The sequence below is a fragment of the Bombella pluederhausensis genome, assembly GCF_026385525.1.
In the GTDB taxonomy this organism is placed as follows: Bacteria; Pseudomonadota; Alphaproteobacteria; order Acetobacterales; family Acetobacteraceae; genus Bombella; species Bombella pluederhausensis.
Map to the genome: position 1 here is coordinate 591,026 of NZ_JANIDY010000001.1, position 15,544 is coordinate 606,569.

The following is a 15,544-nucleotide window of genomic DNA, read 5'->3' on the forward strand; positions in this document are numbered from 1 at the left end:
TAGGTGCATCAAGTAAGGATTGAATGACATGGCTCGCCGTCGGCAGATTTATGAGGGAAAAGCCAAGATTATCTTTGAGGGGCCCGAGCCGGGGACGGTGGTCCAGTATTTCAAGGATGATGCAACGGCAGGCAATGGTGCCAAGAGTGGCATCATTACCGGCAAGGGCGTTCTCAATAACCGGATCAGTGAATATCTGATGCAGCGTCTGGGGGAGCTGGGCATTCCCACGCACTTCATCCGCAGCCTGAACATGCGTGAGCAGCTGGTGCGTGAGGTGGAGATCATCCCTCTGGAGGTTGTGGTCCGGAATGTCGTGGCGGGGTCTCTGTCCAAGCGTTTTGGCCTGCCGGAAGGCGACCGTCTGCCGCGTACTCTTGTGGAATATTACTACAAGAATGATGCGCTGAATGATCCTCTGATTTCTGAGGAACATATTGCAACATTCGGTTGGGCGCATCCGCAGGAGCTTGAGGAGATCCAGAGCCTTGCCTTACGGGTGAATGATTTCCTCTGCGGGCTGTTTACGGGTGTCGGTATCACTCTGGTGGATTTCAAACTGGAGTTTGGTCGCCTCTGGCAGGGTGAGGAGATGCGGATCGTTCTGGCTGATGAAATTTCGCCAGATAACTGCCGCCTCTGGGACAGCCGCACACAGGAAAAAATGGACAAGGATCGGTTCCGCCGGGATATGGGTGGTGTAGGCGAGGCTTATCAGGAAGTGGCGCGCCGTCTTGGCATCCTCCCGGAAAACGGACAAGGTGAGAATGTATCTGTGGAGGGTGTACAATGAAGGTCAGGGTTTTCGTCTATCTGAAGGATGGTGTTCTGGACCCGCAGGGCAAGGCAGTGGAACATGCGCTGCATTCTCTGGGGTTTGAAGGAGCCTCCCATGTGCGTATCAGCCGTGTGGTGGACCTGCATGTAAAGGCCGATAATGCCGAAGCCGCCAAGAAGAAGGGCGAGGAAATGGCTCGTGCCCTACTGGCGAATGAGGTGATTGAGGACTTCCATGTGGAGGTTACTGTATGACGCCTGTTCAGAAGACGGGGTTTGCTCTGCTGCTAGGTGCTGCCTGCATGTTCTTCGGTACGGCTGCTCATGCACAGCGCATTTCTTCCCTGTCCGGGATCGAACTGGGAGACCTCTGCCGGAAAGAATCCAAGCGCGCTGCGTGCGGGTCCTATCTGGCAGGTGTGGTAGATGGTGCCGCATGGTCTCAAAGTTTTGGTGCACTGGTTGGTGCCCGCCCCGCAACGGCTTTCTGTCTTCCCGCGGGTATTAAGGGGATTCAGGTGCGGTCTCTCGTAGTTGGCTGGTTGGCTGGACATGAGACGGCAGCAAGCCAGCCTGCTGGCCGTGCCGTGTATCAGGCCCTGCATGATAACTATGCCTGCCCCACCGGGATGGCCGGCATGTATGTTGAGCAGCGTGCTGAGGCCCAGAATATTTCCTCCCTGCCGGGCCGTGGCCTGGTCTCCATGTGCACGCATGAGAGCGGGATGCTGGCTTGTGATGGCTATCTGGCTGGGACAATGGACAGCGAAGTCTGGGCGCGCAACTATTCCACGGTTGAGGGTGTGCATACGCCGGTGGCCTTCTGTGTTCCGAAGGAAATCCGGGGGGCACAGCTCCGTGCTCTGGTGGTCGGCTGGTATGCTGGCCATGAAGACGCCCTGAATGAACCAGCCGGTCGTGGCATCTATCGTGCCCTGCATGACAATTATCCGTGTGCTTCCACGGTACGACCCGTTGCATCTGCACCAGTGGTACAGTCAGAGGACAATAGACAGTAAATGAAAACAGGTATCGTTGTTTTTCCGGGCACCAATCGGGAGCGCGATATGGCTCAGGCCTTCCGGGTGGTATCCGGCAAGACACCGCAGATGCTCTGGCATCAGCAGGATAATGTCGATGGGCTTGATCTGATCGTGCTTCCCGGTGGTTTCAGCTTTGGGGACTATCTCCGCAGCGGGGCCATGGCGGCTCATTCTCCCATCATGAAGGCTGTTCGCCAGTTTGCGGAGAAGGGGGGCTATATCCTCGGTGTCTGTAATGGCTTTCAGATTCTGACGGAATCTCAGCTTCTGCCGGGAGCGCTCCTGCGGAATGCGGGTCAGCGCTTCCTGTCTCAGGACTGTCATCTGAAGGTGGAAGGCCGGGACAGCATCTTCACCTCCGGCTGGAAACATGGTGACGTGTTCCGTGCCCCCATGGCGCATGGGGATGGTAACTATACGGCTGCCCCCGATGTGCTGGACCGTCTGGAAGGCGAAGGCCGTGTGGCTTTCCGTTACTGCACGGCGGAAGGGCATGTGAAGGACAGCGATGAGCATGTGAATATGAATGGCAGTGCCCGTTCCATTGCTGGCGTTTTGAGTGAGAACCGCCGTGTCTGTGGTCTTATGCCGCATCCTGAAAATCTGACTGAGGAGATTCTGGGCGGAACGGATGGTCTGCCACTCTTTACCGGGATCATGGAGGCACTGGGCTGATGACAGCAGCACCTGTTGATATTGAGCTGGCGCGCTCTTTCGGTCTGAAAGATGACGAATATGAGACCGTGCTGAACATCATGGGGCGGACGCCGAGCCTGACAGAGCTTGGCATTTTCTCCGTCATGTGGTCCGAGCACTGTTCGTATAAGTCATCACGCCTGCATCTCAAGACATTGCCGACCAAGGCACCGTGGGTCATTCATGGTCCGGGTGAAAATGCCGGTGTGATTGATATCGGGGAAGGGCTGGCGGCTGTCTTTAAGATGGAGAGCCATAACCACCCATCCTTTATTGAACCCTATCAGGGGGCAGCTACGGGTGTTGGCGGTATTCTGCGTGACGTGTTCACGATGGGTGCCCGCCCCATTGCGAACCTGAATGCTCTGCGTTTTGGTGATCCGTCCCATAAAGATACCAAGCGTGTCGTGGATGGTGTCGTCCGTGGGATTGGCGGCTACGGCAACTGCATGGGTGTGCCGACTGTTGGCGGTGAGGTGAACTTCCACAGCTCTTACAACTGCAACCCGCTGGTCAATGCGATGACGGTCGGGCTGGCCCGTCAGGATCGTATTTTCCTGTCTGCTGCGGCCGGCGTGGGGAACCCTGTCGTTTATGTCGGGTCCAAGACGGGCCGTGATGGCATCCACGGGGCCACAATGTCTTCCGCTGAGTTCGATTCTGAATCCAGCTCCAAGCGGCCGACTGTACAGGTGGGTGACCCCTTCACCGAGAAGCTGCTTCTGGAAGCCTGCCTTGAGCTGATGGCGACCGATGCGGTGATTTCCATTCAGGATATGGGGGCCGCCGGTCTGACCTCATCTGCCGTGGAAATGGCCAGCAAGGGCGGGGTCGGGATTGATCTGGACCTTGATCACGTTCCGCAGCGTGAAGCCAACATGCAGGCTTACGAGATGATGCTCTCGGAAAGTCAGGAGCGTATGCTCATGGTGCTGCGTCCGGACCGGACAGAAGCAGCCCGTAAGATTTTCGAGAAGTGGGAACTGGATTTCGCCATTGTCGGTAAGCTGACTGACAGCGGGCGGATTACGGTGCGTCATAACGGGAAGGTCGAGGCGGATATTCCGCTGGGCCCGCTGGCTGATGAAGCCCCGATCTATGACCGTCCGACCATGAAGTATGAGCGCCAGCCTGCTCTGGTACCGCCTGCTGATCCGTGCGGTGTTGAGAAGGGGTTACTCCGTCTTCTGTCCAGTGCCAACGGGGCATCCCGTGCATGGATCTGGAACCAGTATGATAGCGGTGTTGGTGGTCAGACCGTGCAGCGTCCCGGCGGCGCTGATGCAGCTATCGTCCGGGTGGAGGGGACCGATCGTGGTCTCGCCATGACGACAGACTGTACGCCTCGTTATGGGCAGGCTGACCCTTACATTGGTGGGGCTCAGGCCGTGCTGGAAGTCTGGCGTAACCTGACAGCCACAGGCGCCAAGCCTCTGGCCATGACGGATAACCTGAACTTCGCCAGCCCGGAAAATCCGCGCATCATGACGCAGTTTGTCGAAGCCGTGAAAGGCATTGGCGATGCTGGTCGTGCGCTGGACTTCCCAGTCGTCAGCGGTAACGTCTCCCTGTACAATGAGACCCGTGGTGATGATGGGTCAGTGACGGCCATCCAGCCTGCCCCTGTGATCGGTGGCGTGGGTGTTCTGGAGGACGTGCAGAAAGCTGTCGGTCTGGCCATGCCGCAGGATGGTGAGCTGCTTCTGGTTGGTGAGACCAAGGGTGAGCTTGGTCAGTCCATGTGGCTGAAGGAAATCCTTGGTCGTGAGGAAGGTGCTCCTCCGGCTGTTGATTTCGCTGCGGAACGGCAGAACGGTGATTTCGTGCGTGAGCAGATCCAGAAGGGCGCTGTTGAAGCCTGTCATGACGTGGCTGATGGTGGCCTGATCGTGGCTCTGGCTGAAATGGCGATGGCTGGCAATGTGGGTTGTTCCCTTGAGAAAGGCCCGGATGCTCTGCCAGAACATGTTTTCTGGTTTGCTGAAGATCAGGCCCGCTATGTTCTGGCCACGAAGCAGGCTGATGCTGTGGTGAAGGCTGCTCAGGCTGCTGGTGTTCCGGTGCGCCGTCTGGGACGTGCTGGTGGTAATGCCTTGAAGCTTGGCGACATGGCTGTGCCGGTCCAGCATCTGCGGAAGCAGCATGCTTCTTTCTTCCCTCGCTTCATGGGGAAGCAGGAAGACGATGCGCCTGTCGTGCATCTGGATGAACTTCCCTGAAAGAACGGACATAAGGAGGTTTCGACCATGATGACAGCAGACGAGATTGAAAAGACCCTCCGGGCCGCTTTCCCCGATGCGGAGATTATGGTTGAAGATCTTGCAGGCGATGGTGACCATTTTGCCTGCGAGGTCATCAGCGAAACATTCCGTGGCGTCCCACGGGTGAGACAGCATAAGCTGGTTTATGAAGCTTTCGGGAACCGTGTCGGAACGGAGCTTCATGCTCTCGCCGTGAAGACACGGACGCCTGACTGATTAAGAGGACGTGATCAAATGAGTGAAGCTGTTTTTCAGACCATCCAGTCTCTGGTGGATAAGAACCCCGTCATGCTTTTCATGAAGGGCGACAAGCAGTTCCCGCAGTGCGGTTTCTCTGCTCGTGTCGTGCAGATTCTGACCCATGTGGGTGTGGAGTTTGAGACGGAGAATGTGCTTGAGAGCCCTGAGATGCGTCAGGGGATCAAGGATTTCTCTCAATGGCCGACCATCCCGCAGCTTTATGTGAAGGGTGAGTTCATCGGTGGCTGCGACATCGTGACCGACATGTATCAGAGCGGTGAGCTGGAAAGCTTGCTGGCAGAAAAGGGTCTGCTGAAGAACGCCGGCTGAATTCTGGCAGTAGGGGGCGGTGCTTTATTAAATAAATGCTGGGATGTTACGTCTGACATTGCTTTCCTTTGCATGTCGTGGTTAGACTGCTCATCATTTGTGGCGAAAGGTTCCGTCCCTGCTCTGGTCGTGCGGGATGAGGAAGTTGAGGGAGTAGTGACATGGTGAAATCCCTTAAGGGAGGGGTTCTTTTTGGGCTTCTGGGGTTTGCAGGGCTGGCTTCTGCTCCCGCAGCTCATGCGGATCGTGTTTTGACAGAGCATGAAGCGAGCAAGCTGACATTCAGTGCGCTGATTGCACCGCCTTCGGCATTTCATCAGTTTCATCATGTGGCACTGCACAAGCCTGCTGCCTCTCACTGGCATGCTGCACCTGTTCGTCTTGCTTCAGCGCATTCTTCTCATCATGGTGCGGCTGTGCGGACTGTGGCCTTCCATGGCCATGTGGTCAGCAAGCATCAGCGGAATACTCATCGCCGCCGCGGCTGAATCCGTTATTATTTCGGATGGCTTGAAGTACCTACCCCATGAGCTTTCGGAGCTTCATGGGGTTTCTTTTTGTGGGCTCAAGAAAGGCGTAGAGCGTCTTCGATGTGTTCGATTGCTCCTTGCCCGTCAATAATGAGAACGTCCAGCCGGTTATTGGGGCGCTGCCAGTCCGGCCGTGTTTCAATGATAAAGCCAAAGGCGCGTAGGAGGCGTTGGCCTTGCCTGTGGGAGAGGGCATAGCGGGCATCAGCCAATGTCGTGCGCTGCTTGACCTCAATGGCCAGCAACCAATCCTCATTGGCCACCAAAAGATCAAGCTCGCCGTATGGGGTCCTGATGCGCTGGCCCAGTAGAGAGTAACCTTGCCCAAGCAAAAACTCTGCAGCCAGAGTCTCCGCTTCCAGCCCAGCCTTATAGGCTAAACTGCCCCGCTTCCTGCGGGCAGGAGAGGGGGCAGAGATCATGTTATCGGGCACGCAGGAGGCGGGCGGCTTCGACAGCAAAGTAGGTCAGGATGCCGTGGCAACCTGCACGGCGGAAGGCCGTGAGGCTTTCCAGAATGGTTTTTTCACGGTCCAGCCATCCATTTTCAATGGCCGCCATAATCATCGAATATTCCCCGGAGACCTGATAGGCGAAGGTCGGGGCTGCAAAATGATCACGGACCCGGCGGATGATGTCCAAATAGGGCATTCCCGGCTTGACCATAATCATGTCCGCCCCCTCTGCGAGGTCCATGGCGACTTCACGCAGGGCCTCATCGCTGTTGGCGGGATTCATCTGGTAGCTTTTCTTGTCGCCACCCAGCAGAGCATCAGAGCCGAGAGCATTGCGGAACGGCCCATAGAAGGCAGAGGCATATTTGGCCGCATAAGCCATGATGCGCGTTGTCTGGCAGCCATTCTCATCCAACGTAGCCCGGATAGCCTTGATTCGGCCGTCCATCATGTCGGAAGGAGCAATGATGTCGATGCCCGCTTTAGCCTGATTGAGGGCTTGTTGGCGGAGGACCTCAACAGATTCATCATTCAGAATCTGACCATCCTGAACCAGCCCGTCATGGCCGTGAGAGGTGTAGGGGTCCAGTGCTACATCGCCAATGAGGGCTAGCTCAGGATAAGCTGCTTTTAGCGTCCGTGCAGCTCGACACATGAGGTTATTGGGGTTCAGGGCCTCTGTGCCTTTTTCGTCCCGTATCTCCAGCGGTGTGACAGGAAACAGCGCTACGGCAGGGATGCCAAGCTCTACAGCCGGGCGAACATGCTCAGCTAGAAGGTCCAGACTGACACGTTCCACGCCCGGCATGGCCTTTACCTTCTGGCGCTGGTTTTCGCCTTCACAAACGAAAATCGGCCAGATCAGGTTATCGATATGTAGGTGAGTTTCGCTGACAAGGCGGCGTGTCGCCTCATCATGGCGGTTGCGGCGTAAGCGTGTGTGAGGGAAAGAAGTCATCATCATGCGGGCATGATGCCTTCTGTCAGGTCATCTGACCAGACCCAAAAAACCACCCCATCAGGCGGCAGGCTGATGGGGTGGTTATAGATGTTTAGTGATGGGTATGTTTCAGGCGACTGCGGTGCAGTCCGTAGCAGGCATAAATGCCCATGCCGATGACAAGCCAGAGTGCCAGACGGACCCATGTCATGAGGTCCATGGAGAGCATGACGGCACCGCAGGAGATAATGCCAAGGATGGGCACGAGGAACGGCCCGCCCGGTGTCCGGAAGCGGCGGACGGCGTCAGGCTGGCGTAGGCGCAGCACCATCACGCCGAAGCAGACGATGATGAAGGCTAGCAGCGTTCCGATGGATGTCATCTTGCCGAGGATGTCGATGGGCAGGCAGGCAGCCAGAATGCTGGCAACGATGGCCGTGAGGATATGGGATGTCCACGGGGTTCGGCTGCGTTCATTCAGCTTTTCAAAAAGCGGTGGTAACAGGCCATCCTTAGCCATGGAGAGGCACACACGGCTCTGGCCCATCAGCAGCCCGTAAATGACTGAGATATAGCCCAGTGCAATTCCCAGTGTCACAAGGGCAGAGAACCAAGGGATATGCAGGCTGTGCAGCACCGTAGCGACCGGGTTGGGATCGTGCAGCATGGCGCGGTAATTGACGACACCAACAATCACAAAGGAGAAAACGGCATAGATGACAGCCGCAAGTACCAGACTGCCAAGAACGCTCAGCGGGATATTGCGCTGGGGGTTGTGGCTATCCTGTGCGGCTGTGGAGACGATGTCAAAACCGATATAGGCAAAGAAGATCAAACCCGCTGCCCGCATCACACCGCTCGGCCCGAAGGAGCCAAACTGCCCCGTGTTGGTGGGGATGAAAGGGTGAAGGTTAGCGGCTTTGATGTGCGGTAGGCAGACAGCCGTCACACTGCCAATGATAATCAGCTTGAGCAGCACGATGGCCATGTTGATCTTGCTGGACCCTCTGGTGCCGAACATCAGCAGGGCAGTCACGGCGAAGATGATGAAGATGGCAGGTGCATTGAACCATGCCCGCACGAATTGCCCGTCCGGCGTCATGATGGAGGCGCCTGTGGGGGCCAGAAGGCGAGGGTCAAGCGAGATACCGATCTGGTGAAGGAGGGTTCCGAAATAGCCCGACCAGCTTGAAGCCACTGTGGAGGCATTGACCGTATATTCAAGAATCAGGTCCCAGCCGATGATCCACGCAATGCCTTCCCCCATGGAGGTATAGGCATATGTGTAGGCAGAGCCTGCCTCGGGAATCATGCCTGCCAGTTCGGCGTAGCAGAGGCCGGCAAAGGCGCAGGCAATAGCGGCGATCATGAAGGAGAGCGTCACGGCTGGGCCAGCATACTGACCAGCAGCCACGCCCGTCATGGAGAACAGACCCGCCCCAACGGTGACACCAACCCCAAGGGCAATGAGTTGCCACGGACCCAGCACACGCTTCAGCCCTGCATCGGGGGCCCCGGTCTGGGATATTGGTTTGGTGCGCCAGAAAGGCCGTCTCATGTAATCTGCTCCATGATGTTGCGGTGTCGGTCAGCAGGGAAGGCTATGTCCGATCCCCCGTTCTGAGATGACTGTGCCGTATGCTATAAGCGAAATAGATGACGGCACCAATGGCCAACCAGATAATTAGGCGCATCCATGTAATCAGGCTCATGGAGAGCATGACACTGCCGCAGGAAAGGATGCCCAAAGAGGGAATCAGCAGCGGCCCGCCGGGCAGGCGGAAGGTGCGGGGCGCATCAGGTGCGGTGAAGCGCAGGGCAATTACGCCCGCACAGACAATCACGAAAGCTGTCAACGTGCCGATGGAGGCCATGTTAGCCAGAACATTAATTGGCAGGCAGCAGGCCAGCAGACCGCTCACGAGGAAGCTGAGCATATGGCTGGGAACCGGCGTATGGCTTTTGCGGCTCATCCGGCGGAAGAATTCGGGTAGCAGACCATCCTGCGACATGCTCATCAGGATGCGGCTCTGGCCCATCAGCAGCCCGTAAATGACTGAGACATAGCCCAGACAGATGCCCCCCTTGATGAGCAGGCTAAGCCACGGAAGGTTGACGACATCCATCACGGTGGCGACTGGGCTGGGGTCATTGGCAAAGTGATGGTAGTCCACCACACCCACCAGAACGGCCGATACGATGACATAAACGACTGCACAGATGATCTGACTGCCCAGAATGGCAAAGGGCATCGAACGCTGAGGGTTTTTCGTATCATGCGCAGCGGTAGAGACGATATCGAAGCCAATATAAGCCAGAAACGCCATACCAGCCGCCCGCATCACGCCGCTAAAGCCGAAATCCCCATAATGCCCGCCATTAGGAGGAATGAAGGGGTGAAAATGCGCCATTTGGATATGAGGAAGACAGGCTACGATCAGCCCAACCAGAACGCATATCTTGATGCCCACGATGAGGCCATTCATGCGGGCGGATTCTGTCATGCCCCGTGTCAGCATGATGGTGACCAGCCAGAGAATGAACAGGCAAGGCGCATTGAACCACGCATGAGCCATGTGGCCATCAGGCATTTCCACCAGCGACATGGGCGGATGCAGCAGCCGGGGGTCTATGATGACCCTCCAGTCCTTGAGGAATGAGGCTATATAACCCGACCAGCTGGAGGCCACGGCAGCCGTGCTGACGGTATATTCAAGGATCAGGTCCCACCCGATGACCCATGCTATAAACTCCCCCAGAGCTGCATAGGCGTAGGAATAGGCTGACCCGCCGGAAGGGATCATCCCGGCCAGCTCGGCATAGCAGAGCCCGGCAAAGCTGGCAGCAATGGCAGCGATGAGAAAGGCCAGTGGAATGGCTGGGCCAGCATAAAGCCCCGCCGCCACGCCTGTAAGCGAGAAAAGACCGGCCCCAATGGTAACACCGACCCCAATGGCAATGAGTTGCCATGTGCCGAAGATACGTTTCAGCCCCGTGGAAGATGAGGCAGAGGAGGTAATGGCCTTTTTGCGCCACAGGGATGACATCATAGTGAAGAAGGTCCCGTGTCCGGTCGTTTCTGATCTGCTCCGGCTGTTACGTCAGCCGGCAGCGGCACCCGGAGAGGGTGCCACTTTCGGAGCGATCCTTCTTCTATGGAAGAAAATTATAATTTTCTACCCTATTTGATGGAATTGTTGCGCAGTCTGCTTTTTCTGATGCCATAAGCGAAATAGACAGCAAATCCCACAGCCAGCCAGATGATGAGACGCACCCATGTGAGCGGACTCATGGAGCCCATAACAATGGCGCAGGAGATGATTCCCAGCGCAGGGACCACAAACGGTCCCCCCGGTACCTGAAAACTGCGTGAAGCATCCGGTGCCCGAAAACGCAGGGCCGTCACGCCAGCGCAGACAATGACGAAGGCGAGCAGGGTGCCGATGGAGGTCATTTCTCCCAGCGTAGCAATGGGGACACATCCGGCCAGTAGGGCAGCGGCCACAGCTGTGATGATATGGGCTGTCCATGGGGTACTGGTGCCCTTGTGCAGGCGGCCAAGGAAAGAGGGAAGAAGCCCGTCATCGGCCATGTTCATGGCAATACGGCTCTGCCCGATGAGCAGCCCGAACAGCACGGAAATAAAGCCGAAGGTGATGCCGATTTTCACGAGAACGGCCATCCACGGCATATGGATTTTATCCATGGCGGTGGCGACAGGGCTGGGGTCGTGGGCAAGGGCACGGTAATCCACCACGCCAAGCAGGATGGTTGAAAAGACGACATAGATGATGGCGCAGGTTAGCAGGCTTCCCAGAATGCCAATGGGCATGTTGCGCTGCGGGTTCTTTGTGTCCTGTGCCGCTGTAGAAACGATATCAATGCCGACATAGGCAAAGAAGGCCATACCTGCCGCCCGCATGATACCGCTGATGCCAAACTGCCCGAATTCGCCCTGATTGGCGGGAATGAAGGGATGGAAGTGGCTGGTATCGACAAAAGGCGTACAGACGATGATGAGGCCGATGATAACCAGCATCTTGATGACCACGACCAGCGAGTTCAGACGCACGGAGAAATTCGTACCCCGCATCAGCATCAGGGTGATGATGAACAGGAGCAGCATCCCCGGTGCATTGCACCATGCATGCGCCGTATGGCCATCCGGCATGGTGACGGTGGTCATAGGGGGGCTGAGTAATCGCGGATCAATGATGATGCCCCAGCCTCGCAGCAGGGAGGCGATATAGCCTGAAGCACTGGAGGCCACAGCCGCCGCTCCGACCGTATATTCAAGGATCAGGTCCCAGCCGATGATCCAGGCGATGATCTCACCCAGCCCGGCATAGGCATAGGCATAGGCAGAACCGCCGGCGGGCAGCATCCCGGCGAGTTCGGCATAGCAGAGACCGGCGAAGCTGGCGGCAATAGCGGCGATGAGGAAGGAAATGATGACTGCCGGCCCGGCATTCTGTCCTGCCGCCACGCCCGTGAGAGAGAAAAGCCCCGTCCCCACGGTGACACCGACCCCCATGGCGATCAGACGCCACGGGCCAAACACACGTTTTAGTCCGTTATTCTGGCTCTCTGGAGGAGGAACTTGTTTGGTCTGCCAGAAGGGCAAGGTCATTGAAGGGCACTCTCGCATTTTTTGAACGTAATTAATCCGCAACGATAGACGTGCTTGGCTCGCACGCCTATAGAAAGGAAAGAGTTTTTTTGCGGGAGATGGATGACAATGTCCAAAAGCACCAATCAGGCCGGTCTGCATTCTTTCTTTCATGCCCCTCTTAAGGAGCGGGATCATGAAGTCAGTGCGATCCTGAATGCCGAGCTTGAACGCCAGCAGGATGGCATCGAGCTGATCGCTTCTGAGAACATGGCGTCCTTCGCCGTAATGGAAGCTCAGGGCTCTGTCCTGACCAACAAATATGCTGAGGGTCTGCCGGGCCGCCGCTATTATGGTGGCTGCGTTGATGTGGATAAGGTCGAGAACCTTGCCATTGAGCGCCTGAAGACACTGTTCGGGGCTGAGTTCGTCAACGTCCAGCCGCATTCTGGTGCCAATGCCAATCAGGCAGCTTTCATGGCGCTGGCAAAGCCCGGTGACACCATCCTCGGCATGAGCCTTGCTGCTGGTGGCCATCTGACCCACGGTGCCGCTCCGAACTATTCCGGTAAGTGGTTCAATGCCGTGCAGTATGGCGTGCGTGGTGAAGACGGTCTGCTCGATTATGAGGAGATGGAACGTCTGGCCCGTGAGCATAAGCCCCGCATCATCGTGGCTGGCAGCTCTGCCTACCCCCGTGTGATTGACTTCCCCCGCTTCCGCAAGATTGCTGATGAAGTCGGTGCTTACCTGATGGTGGATATGGCCCATTTCGCTGGGCTCGTGGCTGCTGGCATCTATCCGAGCCCGGTCCCTCATGCTGACATCACGACATCTACAACGCATAAGACGCTGCGTGGTCCCCGTGGTGGCATCATCATGACCAATGATGCGGACATCGCCAAGAAGATCAACTCCGCCGTGTTCCCCGGTCTTCAGGGTGGCCCGCTGATGCATGTCATCGCTGGTAAGGCTGTTGCTTTTGGTGAGGCCCTTCAGGATGAGTTCAAGCAGTATCAGCAGCGTGTGCAGGCAAATGCCCGTGCACTGGCCGATGAGCTGCTGAAATGTGGTTTCGACATCGTGACAGGTGGTACGGACACCCACCTCGTGCTGGTGGACCTGCGTCCCAAGAAGGTGACAGGCAAGAAGGCTGAGGCCCTGATGGAGCGTGCTGGCATTACAGCCAACAAGAATGCCGTTCCGTTTGATCCTGAAAAGCCGTTTGTCACTTCTGGCGTGCGTCTGGGCAGCCCGGCAGCTACGGCCCGTGGTTTCGGTGAAGCAGAATTCCGTCAGGTGGCCCGCATGATTGATTCCGTGCTGAGCGCTGATGAGAATGATGACGCCACCTTCGAGCGTATCCGCAAAGAAGTGAAGGAGCTGTGTGCTCGCTTCCCGATCTATGATCGTGCCTCTGCCTGATTAGGGCAGACATTGAAAGGGCATGGTGTGACAGCCATGCCCTTTTGGAAAAGCTGCCTTTAAAGCGTTTCCGCCGTGATGATGCGGATACGGTACTGGATGTGCTTTTCAATTTCCCGCAGGCGGGTCCGTTCAGCCAGTGTAGCGAAGGTGACGGCCCGGCCTTGCTTTCCGGCACGGGCTGTTCTCCCGATGCGGTGGATGTAGAGTTCCGGCGTCTGCGGCAGGTCCATGTTCACGACCAGCTGGATGTCATCAATATCCAGTCCACGGGCCGCAATATCCGTTGTGACAAGAATGGAACCGGGCTGTGCCTGATAGCGTTCCAGTGTTTTCTTCCGGTCGCCCTGTGTCTGGCCGCCATGAAGGGCAATGGCCTTGTACTGGGCCTTTCTTAAAAGCTTTGCGACAGAATCGGCTTTCTGTTTTGTCTTCGTGAAAATGATGGCCCGGCCCGCCTTGGCATCGGCCTGTATCTTTGACCGTTCCAGCACTGTCAGGAGCAGGAGCTCTTTCTGTGCTTCGGTAATGAACAGGGCTTGCTGGCGGATGCGGCGGGGCGTGACCTCTTCTTCGCCCGGTTCCACACGGACGGGGTCTTTCGTGACCCGCTTGGCTAGCGCCATGACAGGCTCTGGCAGGGTAGCGGAGCAGAAGATGGTCTGAGGGCGGTCAGCAATATAGGGCACGAGAGCCGTCATGCTGGCAGAGAATTCTTCATCCAGAAGACGGTCTGCCTCATCCAGAACCAGATAGATGATGTGTTCCAGCGACAGCTCGCCTTTCTCCACGAAGTCCAGAAGCCGGCCATGCGTGGCAACAATGATGTCGGCACCCTGCGCCAGTGAGAGGGCCTGTTGCTCACGAGGCACGCCGCCGCAGATAACCCGTGTGCGGAGGGGAAGCTGACGCCCTAACTGGCGGCAGACGCCGGCTGTCTGCATGGCGAGGTCACGGGTTGGTTCCAGTATCAGAACCCGTGGAACGGAATCGGTCGTATCTTCCTGTTTGAGGTCAGCTAGTTTCTGGAGGGCAGGGAGGACAAAGGCGGCAGTTTTGCCGGTTCCTGTCTGTCCGGGTAGGAGAACGTCACGACCTGCTAGAAGGGGAGGAATACCCTGCTGCTGGATGGGGGTTGGTTTGACCATACCCGCTTTCTGGGCGGCCTGTGCAAGCTGGTCGGAAAGGCCAAGGTCTGTAAAATCTGTTTGTGTCATGAATGTCAGTCTTGCCAGAAGGTGGGTGGTGATGTGATGGACGGAGACTACTGCCGGAGGGGATCAGAAATGCATGCAGCCATCATAGCAGAAGATTTCGCCGGAATGAGGTCTCAGGGGCGGGGGCTGGCAGAGCGAGCGGGTTTTTCGTGGGAGTTTCAGCCTGTCCTTGCGAATAGGAGAAAGCTGGTCTCACGTTTGCCTGTTCGTTTCTGGCCATATTCTCTGGGTCTGTTTGCCCCATTCAGCCTTTCTTCTGCAACCCGTCTCATCATCAGTGTGGGTGGAAAAGGAGCCGTGGCGGGGGCGGCGCTGGGCAGAGCGCACGGGTTGCCTGTTGTGCAGATACAGCATCCACGGGCGAAATTGTCCCCTTTTGCTCTGGTTGTGGCCAGTGCGCATGATCGACTTGAAGGGGCAAACGTGCTTTCCGTTCGCACGGCCATGCATGACGTGACACCGGCCCGCCTAGCTCAGGCCGCTGGGCCGTGGCGAGAACGCATTCGTGCGGGAGCGGAGAAGGTGTTGGGCGTGCTTCTGGGTGGTTCCAACGGACGTTACAGGCTGGAAGAACCAGAAGCCGTAGCGTTGTCTGAGGAGCTGGCTGGTTTCATAAGGCTGACAGGTGCCCGTTGTGTGCTGACGCCATCCCGGCGCACATCCCGTCAGGCTCTTGTGGTATTGCAGGAGCGTCTGGCCCCTCTGGGGGCTGTGGTGCTGGAGGGAGAGGGGGATGAGAACCCTTATATGGGGCTGCTTGCCTGTTCTGATGTTCTGGCTGTGACGCAGGATAGTGTTTCTATGATGTCGGAAGCTGTTGCTACGGATAGGCCTGTCGCTATTCTTCCTCTGAAGGGGCGGTCATCACGGCTGGAACATTTCGTAACCATACTTGAAAAAGCGGGACGTGTTCAGTCTTCTTTAAGGAACATATCATTTATGCCCTGCGAAAGACTTGACGATACTTCCTTGGCGGCTGATGAAATACATCACCGTATTCAGTTCAGTCGGGAAGGATGAT

At 56.9% G+C, this 15,544-nt stretch carries 16 protein-coding genes; 10 read left to right on the plus strand and 6 right to left on the minus strand.

What is annotated here, in order from left to right; genetic code table 11:
- The first annotated feature begins 28 nt into the window (after nt 1-28).
- From purC to NQF86_RS02640, 8 genes are all read left to right on the plus strand, one after another.
- A complete protein-coding gene (gene purC, locus NQF86_RS02605; RefSeq protein ID WP_266116041.1) occupies nt 29-793 on the plus strand; it encodes a phosphoribosylaminoimidazolesuccinocarboxamide synthase in 765 nt (254 codons plus the stop codon).
- Nucleotides 790-1,032 carry a phosphoribosylformylglycinamidine synthase subunit PurS gene (purS, locus tag NQF86_RS02610; RefSeq protein ID WP_266116042.1) on the plus strand — a complete coding sequence of 81 codons (243 nt, stop codon included), beginning with the start codon at nt 790-792 and terminating at the stop codon, nt 1,030-1,032. Before purC ends, purS begins: the two co-directional genes overlap by 4 nt.
- Nucleotides 1,029-1,796 (plus strand): Rap1a/Tai family immunity protein, encoded by a 768-nt coding sequence (locus NQF86_RS02615; protein WP_266116043.1) that lies wholly within the window; start codon nt 1,029-1,031, stop codon nt 1,794-1,796. The genes purS and NQF86_RS02615 overlap by 4 nt, the downstream gene beginning before the upstream one ends.
- A complete protein-coding gene (purQ, locus tag NQF86_RS02620; protein ID WP_266116044.1) occupies nt 1,797-2,495 on the plus strand; it encodes a phosphoribosylformylglycinamidine synthase subunit PurQ in 699 nt (232 codons plus the stop codon).
- Nucleotides 2,495-4,735: a phosphoribosylformylglycinamidine synthase subunit PurL gene (gene purL, locus NQF86_RS02625; protein ID WP_266116045.1), complete on the plus strand. Its 2,241-nt coding sequence runs from the start codon at nt 2,495-2,497 to the stop codon at nt 4,733-4,735. Before purQ ends, purL begins: the two co-directional genes overlap by 1 nt.
- Before the next feature lie 30 nt (nt 4,736-4,765).
- Nucleotides 4,766-4,993, plus strand: a complete 228-nt coding sequence (locus NQF86_RS02630; RefSeq protein WP_266116447.1) for a BolA family transcriptional regulator — start codon at nt 4,766-4,768, stop codon at nt 4,991-4,993.
- 18 nt (nt 4,994-5,011) lie between these two features.
- On the plus strand, nt 5,012-5,347 hold the full coding sequence (grxD, locus tag NQF86_RS02635) for a Grx4 family monothiol glutaredoxin (RefSeq protein WP_266116046.1): 336 nt from the start codon (nt 5,012-5,014) through the stop codon (nt 5,345-5,347).
- Between the two features lie 161 nt (nt 5,348-5,508).
- Nucleotides 5,509-5,835: a hypothetical protein gene (locus NQF86_RS02640; protein ID WP_266116047.1), complete on the plus strand. Its 327-nt coding sequence runs from the start codon at nt 5,509-5,511 to the stop codon at nt 5,833-5,835.
- A 77-nt stretch (nt 5,836-5,912) separates the two neighbouring features.
- Here NQF86_RS02640 and NQF86_RS02645 read toward each other — a convergent pair whose 3' ends face one another.
- The 5 genes from NQF86_RS02645 to NQF86_RS02665 all read right to left on the minus strand — a co-directional run bounded on the left by NQF86_RS02645 (nt 5,913) and on the right by NQF86_RS02665 (nt 11,902).
- Nucleotides 5,913-6,299, minus strand: coding sequence for a YraN family protein (locus NQF86_RS02645; RefSeq protein WP_266116048.1), 387 nt, complete (start codon nt 6,297-6,299; stop codon nt 5,913-5,915).
- 1 nt (nt 6,300) lies between these two features.
- Nucleotides 6,301-7,296, minus strand: a complete 996-nt coding sequence (gene hemB, locus NQF86_RS02650; protein ID WP_266116049.1) for a porphobilinogen synthase — start codon at nt 7,294-7,296, stop codon at nt 6,301-6,303.
- Between the two features lie 88 nt (nt 7,297-7,384).
- The gene (locus NQF86_RS02655) at nt 7,385-8,830 is read right to left on the minus strand and encodes an APC family permease (protein WP_266116050.1); all 1,446 of its coding nucleotides are present in this window, start codon (nt 8,828-8,830) and stop codon (nt 7,385-7,387) included.
- A gap of 43 nt (nt 8,831-8,873) precedes the next feature.
- Entirely contained in the window at nt 8,874-10,322 is a 1,449-nt protein-coding gene (locus tag NQF86_RS02660) for an APC family permease (protein WP_266116051.1), read from the minus strand.
- 131 nt (nt 10,323-10,453) lie between these two features.
- A complete protein-coding gene (locus tag NQF86_RS02665; protein ID WP_266116052.1) occupies nt 10,454-11,902 on the minus strand; it encodes an APC family permease in 1,449 nt (482 codons plus the stop codon).
- 108 nt (nt 11,903-12,010) lie between these two features.
- Between NQF86_RS02665 and glyA the strand changes: the two genes are divergently transcribed.
- Nucleotides 12,011-13,306 (plus strand): serine hydroxymethyltransferase, encoded by a 1,296-nt coding sequence (gene glyA, locus NQF86_RS02670; RefSeq protein WP_266116053.1) that lies wholly within the window; start codon nt 12,011-12,013, stop codon nt 13,304-13,306.
- Between the two features lie 59 nt (nt 13,307-13,365).
- Here the strand turns inward: glyA and NQF86_RS02675 are convergent, their stop codons facing one another.
- Entirely contained in the window at nt 13,366-14,523 is a 1,158-nt protein-coding gene (locus NQF86_RS02675) for a DEAD/DEAH box helicase (RefSeq protein ID WP_266116054.1), read from the minus strand.
- Nucleotides 14,524-14,628: 105 nt separating this feature from the next.
- On the opposite strand from NQF86_RS02675, the gene NQF86_RS02680 reads away from it, so the two are divergent.
- The gene (locus NQF86_RS02680) at nt 14,629-15,543 is read left to right on the plus strand and encodes a mitochondrial fission ELM1 family protein (RefSeq protein ID WP_266116055.1); all 915 of its coding nucleotides are present in this window, start codon (nt 14,629-14,631) and stop codon (nt 15,541-15,543) included.
- Nucleotide 15,544: the final 1 nt, after the last annotated feature.

What these genes read in the sequence shown, in the direction of transcription:
- NQF86_RS02675 (WP_266116054.1), bottom strand. Translation starts at nt 14,523, where the DNA reads ATGACACAAACAGATTTTACAGACCTTGGCCTTTCCGACCAGCTTGCA.
- hemB (WP_266116049.1), bottom strand. Translation starts at nt 7,296, where the DNA reads ATGATGATGACTTCTTTCCCTCACACACGCTTACGCCGCAACCGCCAT.
- grxD (WP_266116046.1), top strand. Translation starts at nt 5,012, where the DNA reads ATGAGTGAAGCTGTTTTTCAGACCATCCAGTCTCTGGTGGATAAGAAC.
- glyA (WP_266116053.1), top strand. Translation starts at nt 12,011, where the DNA reads ATGTCCAAAAGCACCAATCAGGCCGGTCTGCATTCTTTCTTTCATGCC.
- NQF86_RS02645 (WP_266116048.1), bottom strand. Translation starts at nt 6,299, where the DNA reads ATGATCTCTGCCCCCTCTCCTGCCCGCAGGAAGCGGGGCAGTTTAGCC.
- purQ (WP_266116044.1), top strand. Translation starts at nt 1,797, where the DNA reads ATGAAAACAGGTATCGTTGTTTTTCCGGGCACCAATCGGGAGCGCGAT.
- NQF86_RS02660 (WP_266116051.1), bottom strand. Translation starts at nt 10,322, where the DNA reads ATGATGTCATCCCTGTGGCGCAAAAAGGCCATTACCTCCTCTGCCTCA.
- purS (WP_266116042.1), top strand. Translation starts at nt 790, where the DNA reads ATGAAGGTCAGGGTTTTCGTCTATCTGAAGGATGGTGTTCTGGACCCG.
- purL (WP_266116045.1), top strand. Translation starts at nt 2,495, where the DNA reads ATGACAGCAGCACCTGTTGATATTGAGCTGGCGCGCTCTTTCGGTCTG.
- NQF86_RS02615 (WP_266116043.1), top strand. Translation starts at nt 1,029, where the DNA reads ATGACGCCTGTTCAGAAGACGGGGTTTGCTCTGCTGCTAGGTGCTGCC.
- purC (WP_266116041.1), top strand. Translation starts at nt 29, where the DNA reads ATGGCTCGCCGTCGGCAGATTTATGAGGGAAAAGCCAAGATTATCTTT.
- NQF86_RS02640 (WP_266116047.1), top strand. Translation starts at nt 5,509, where the DNA reads ATGGTGAAATCCCTTAAGGGAGGGGTTCTTTTTGGGCTTCTGGGGTTT.
- NQF86_RS02655 (WP_266116050.1), bottom strand. Translation starts at nt 8,830, where the DNA reads ATGAGACGGCCTTTCTGGCGCACCAAACCAATATCCCAGACCGGGGCC.
- NQF86_RS02680 (WP_266116055.1), top strand. Translation starts at nt 14,629, where the DNA reads ATGAGGTCTCAGGGGCGGGGGCTGGCAGAGCGAGCGGGTTTTTCGTGG.
- NQF86_RS02630 (WP_266116447.1), top strand. Translation starts at nt 4,766, where the DNA reads ATGACAGCAGACGAGATTGAAAAGACCCTCCGGGCCGCTTTCCCCGAT.
- NQF86_RS02665 (WP_266116052.1), bottom strand. Translation starts at nt 11,902, where the DNA reads ATGACCTTGCCCTTCTGGCAGACCAAACAAGTTCCTCCTCCAGAGAGC.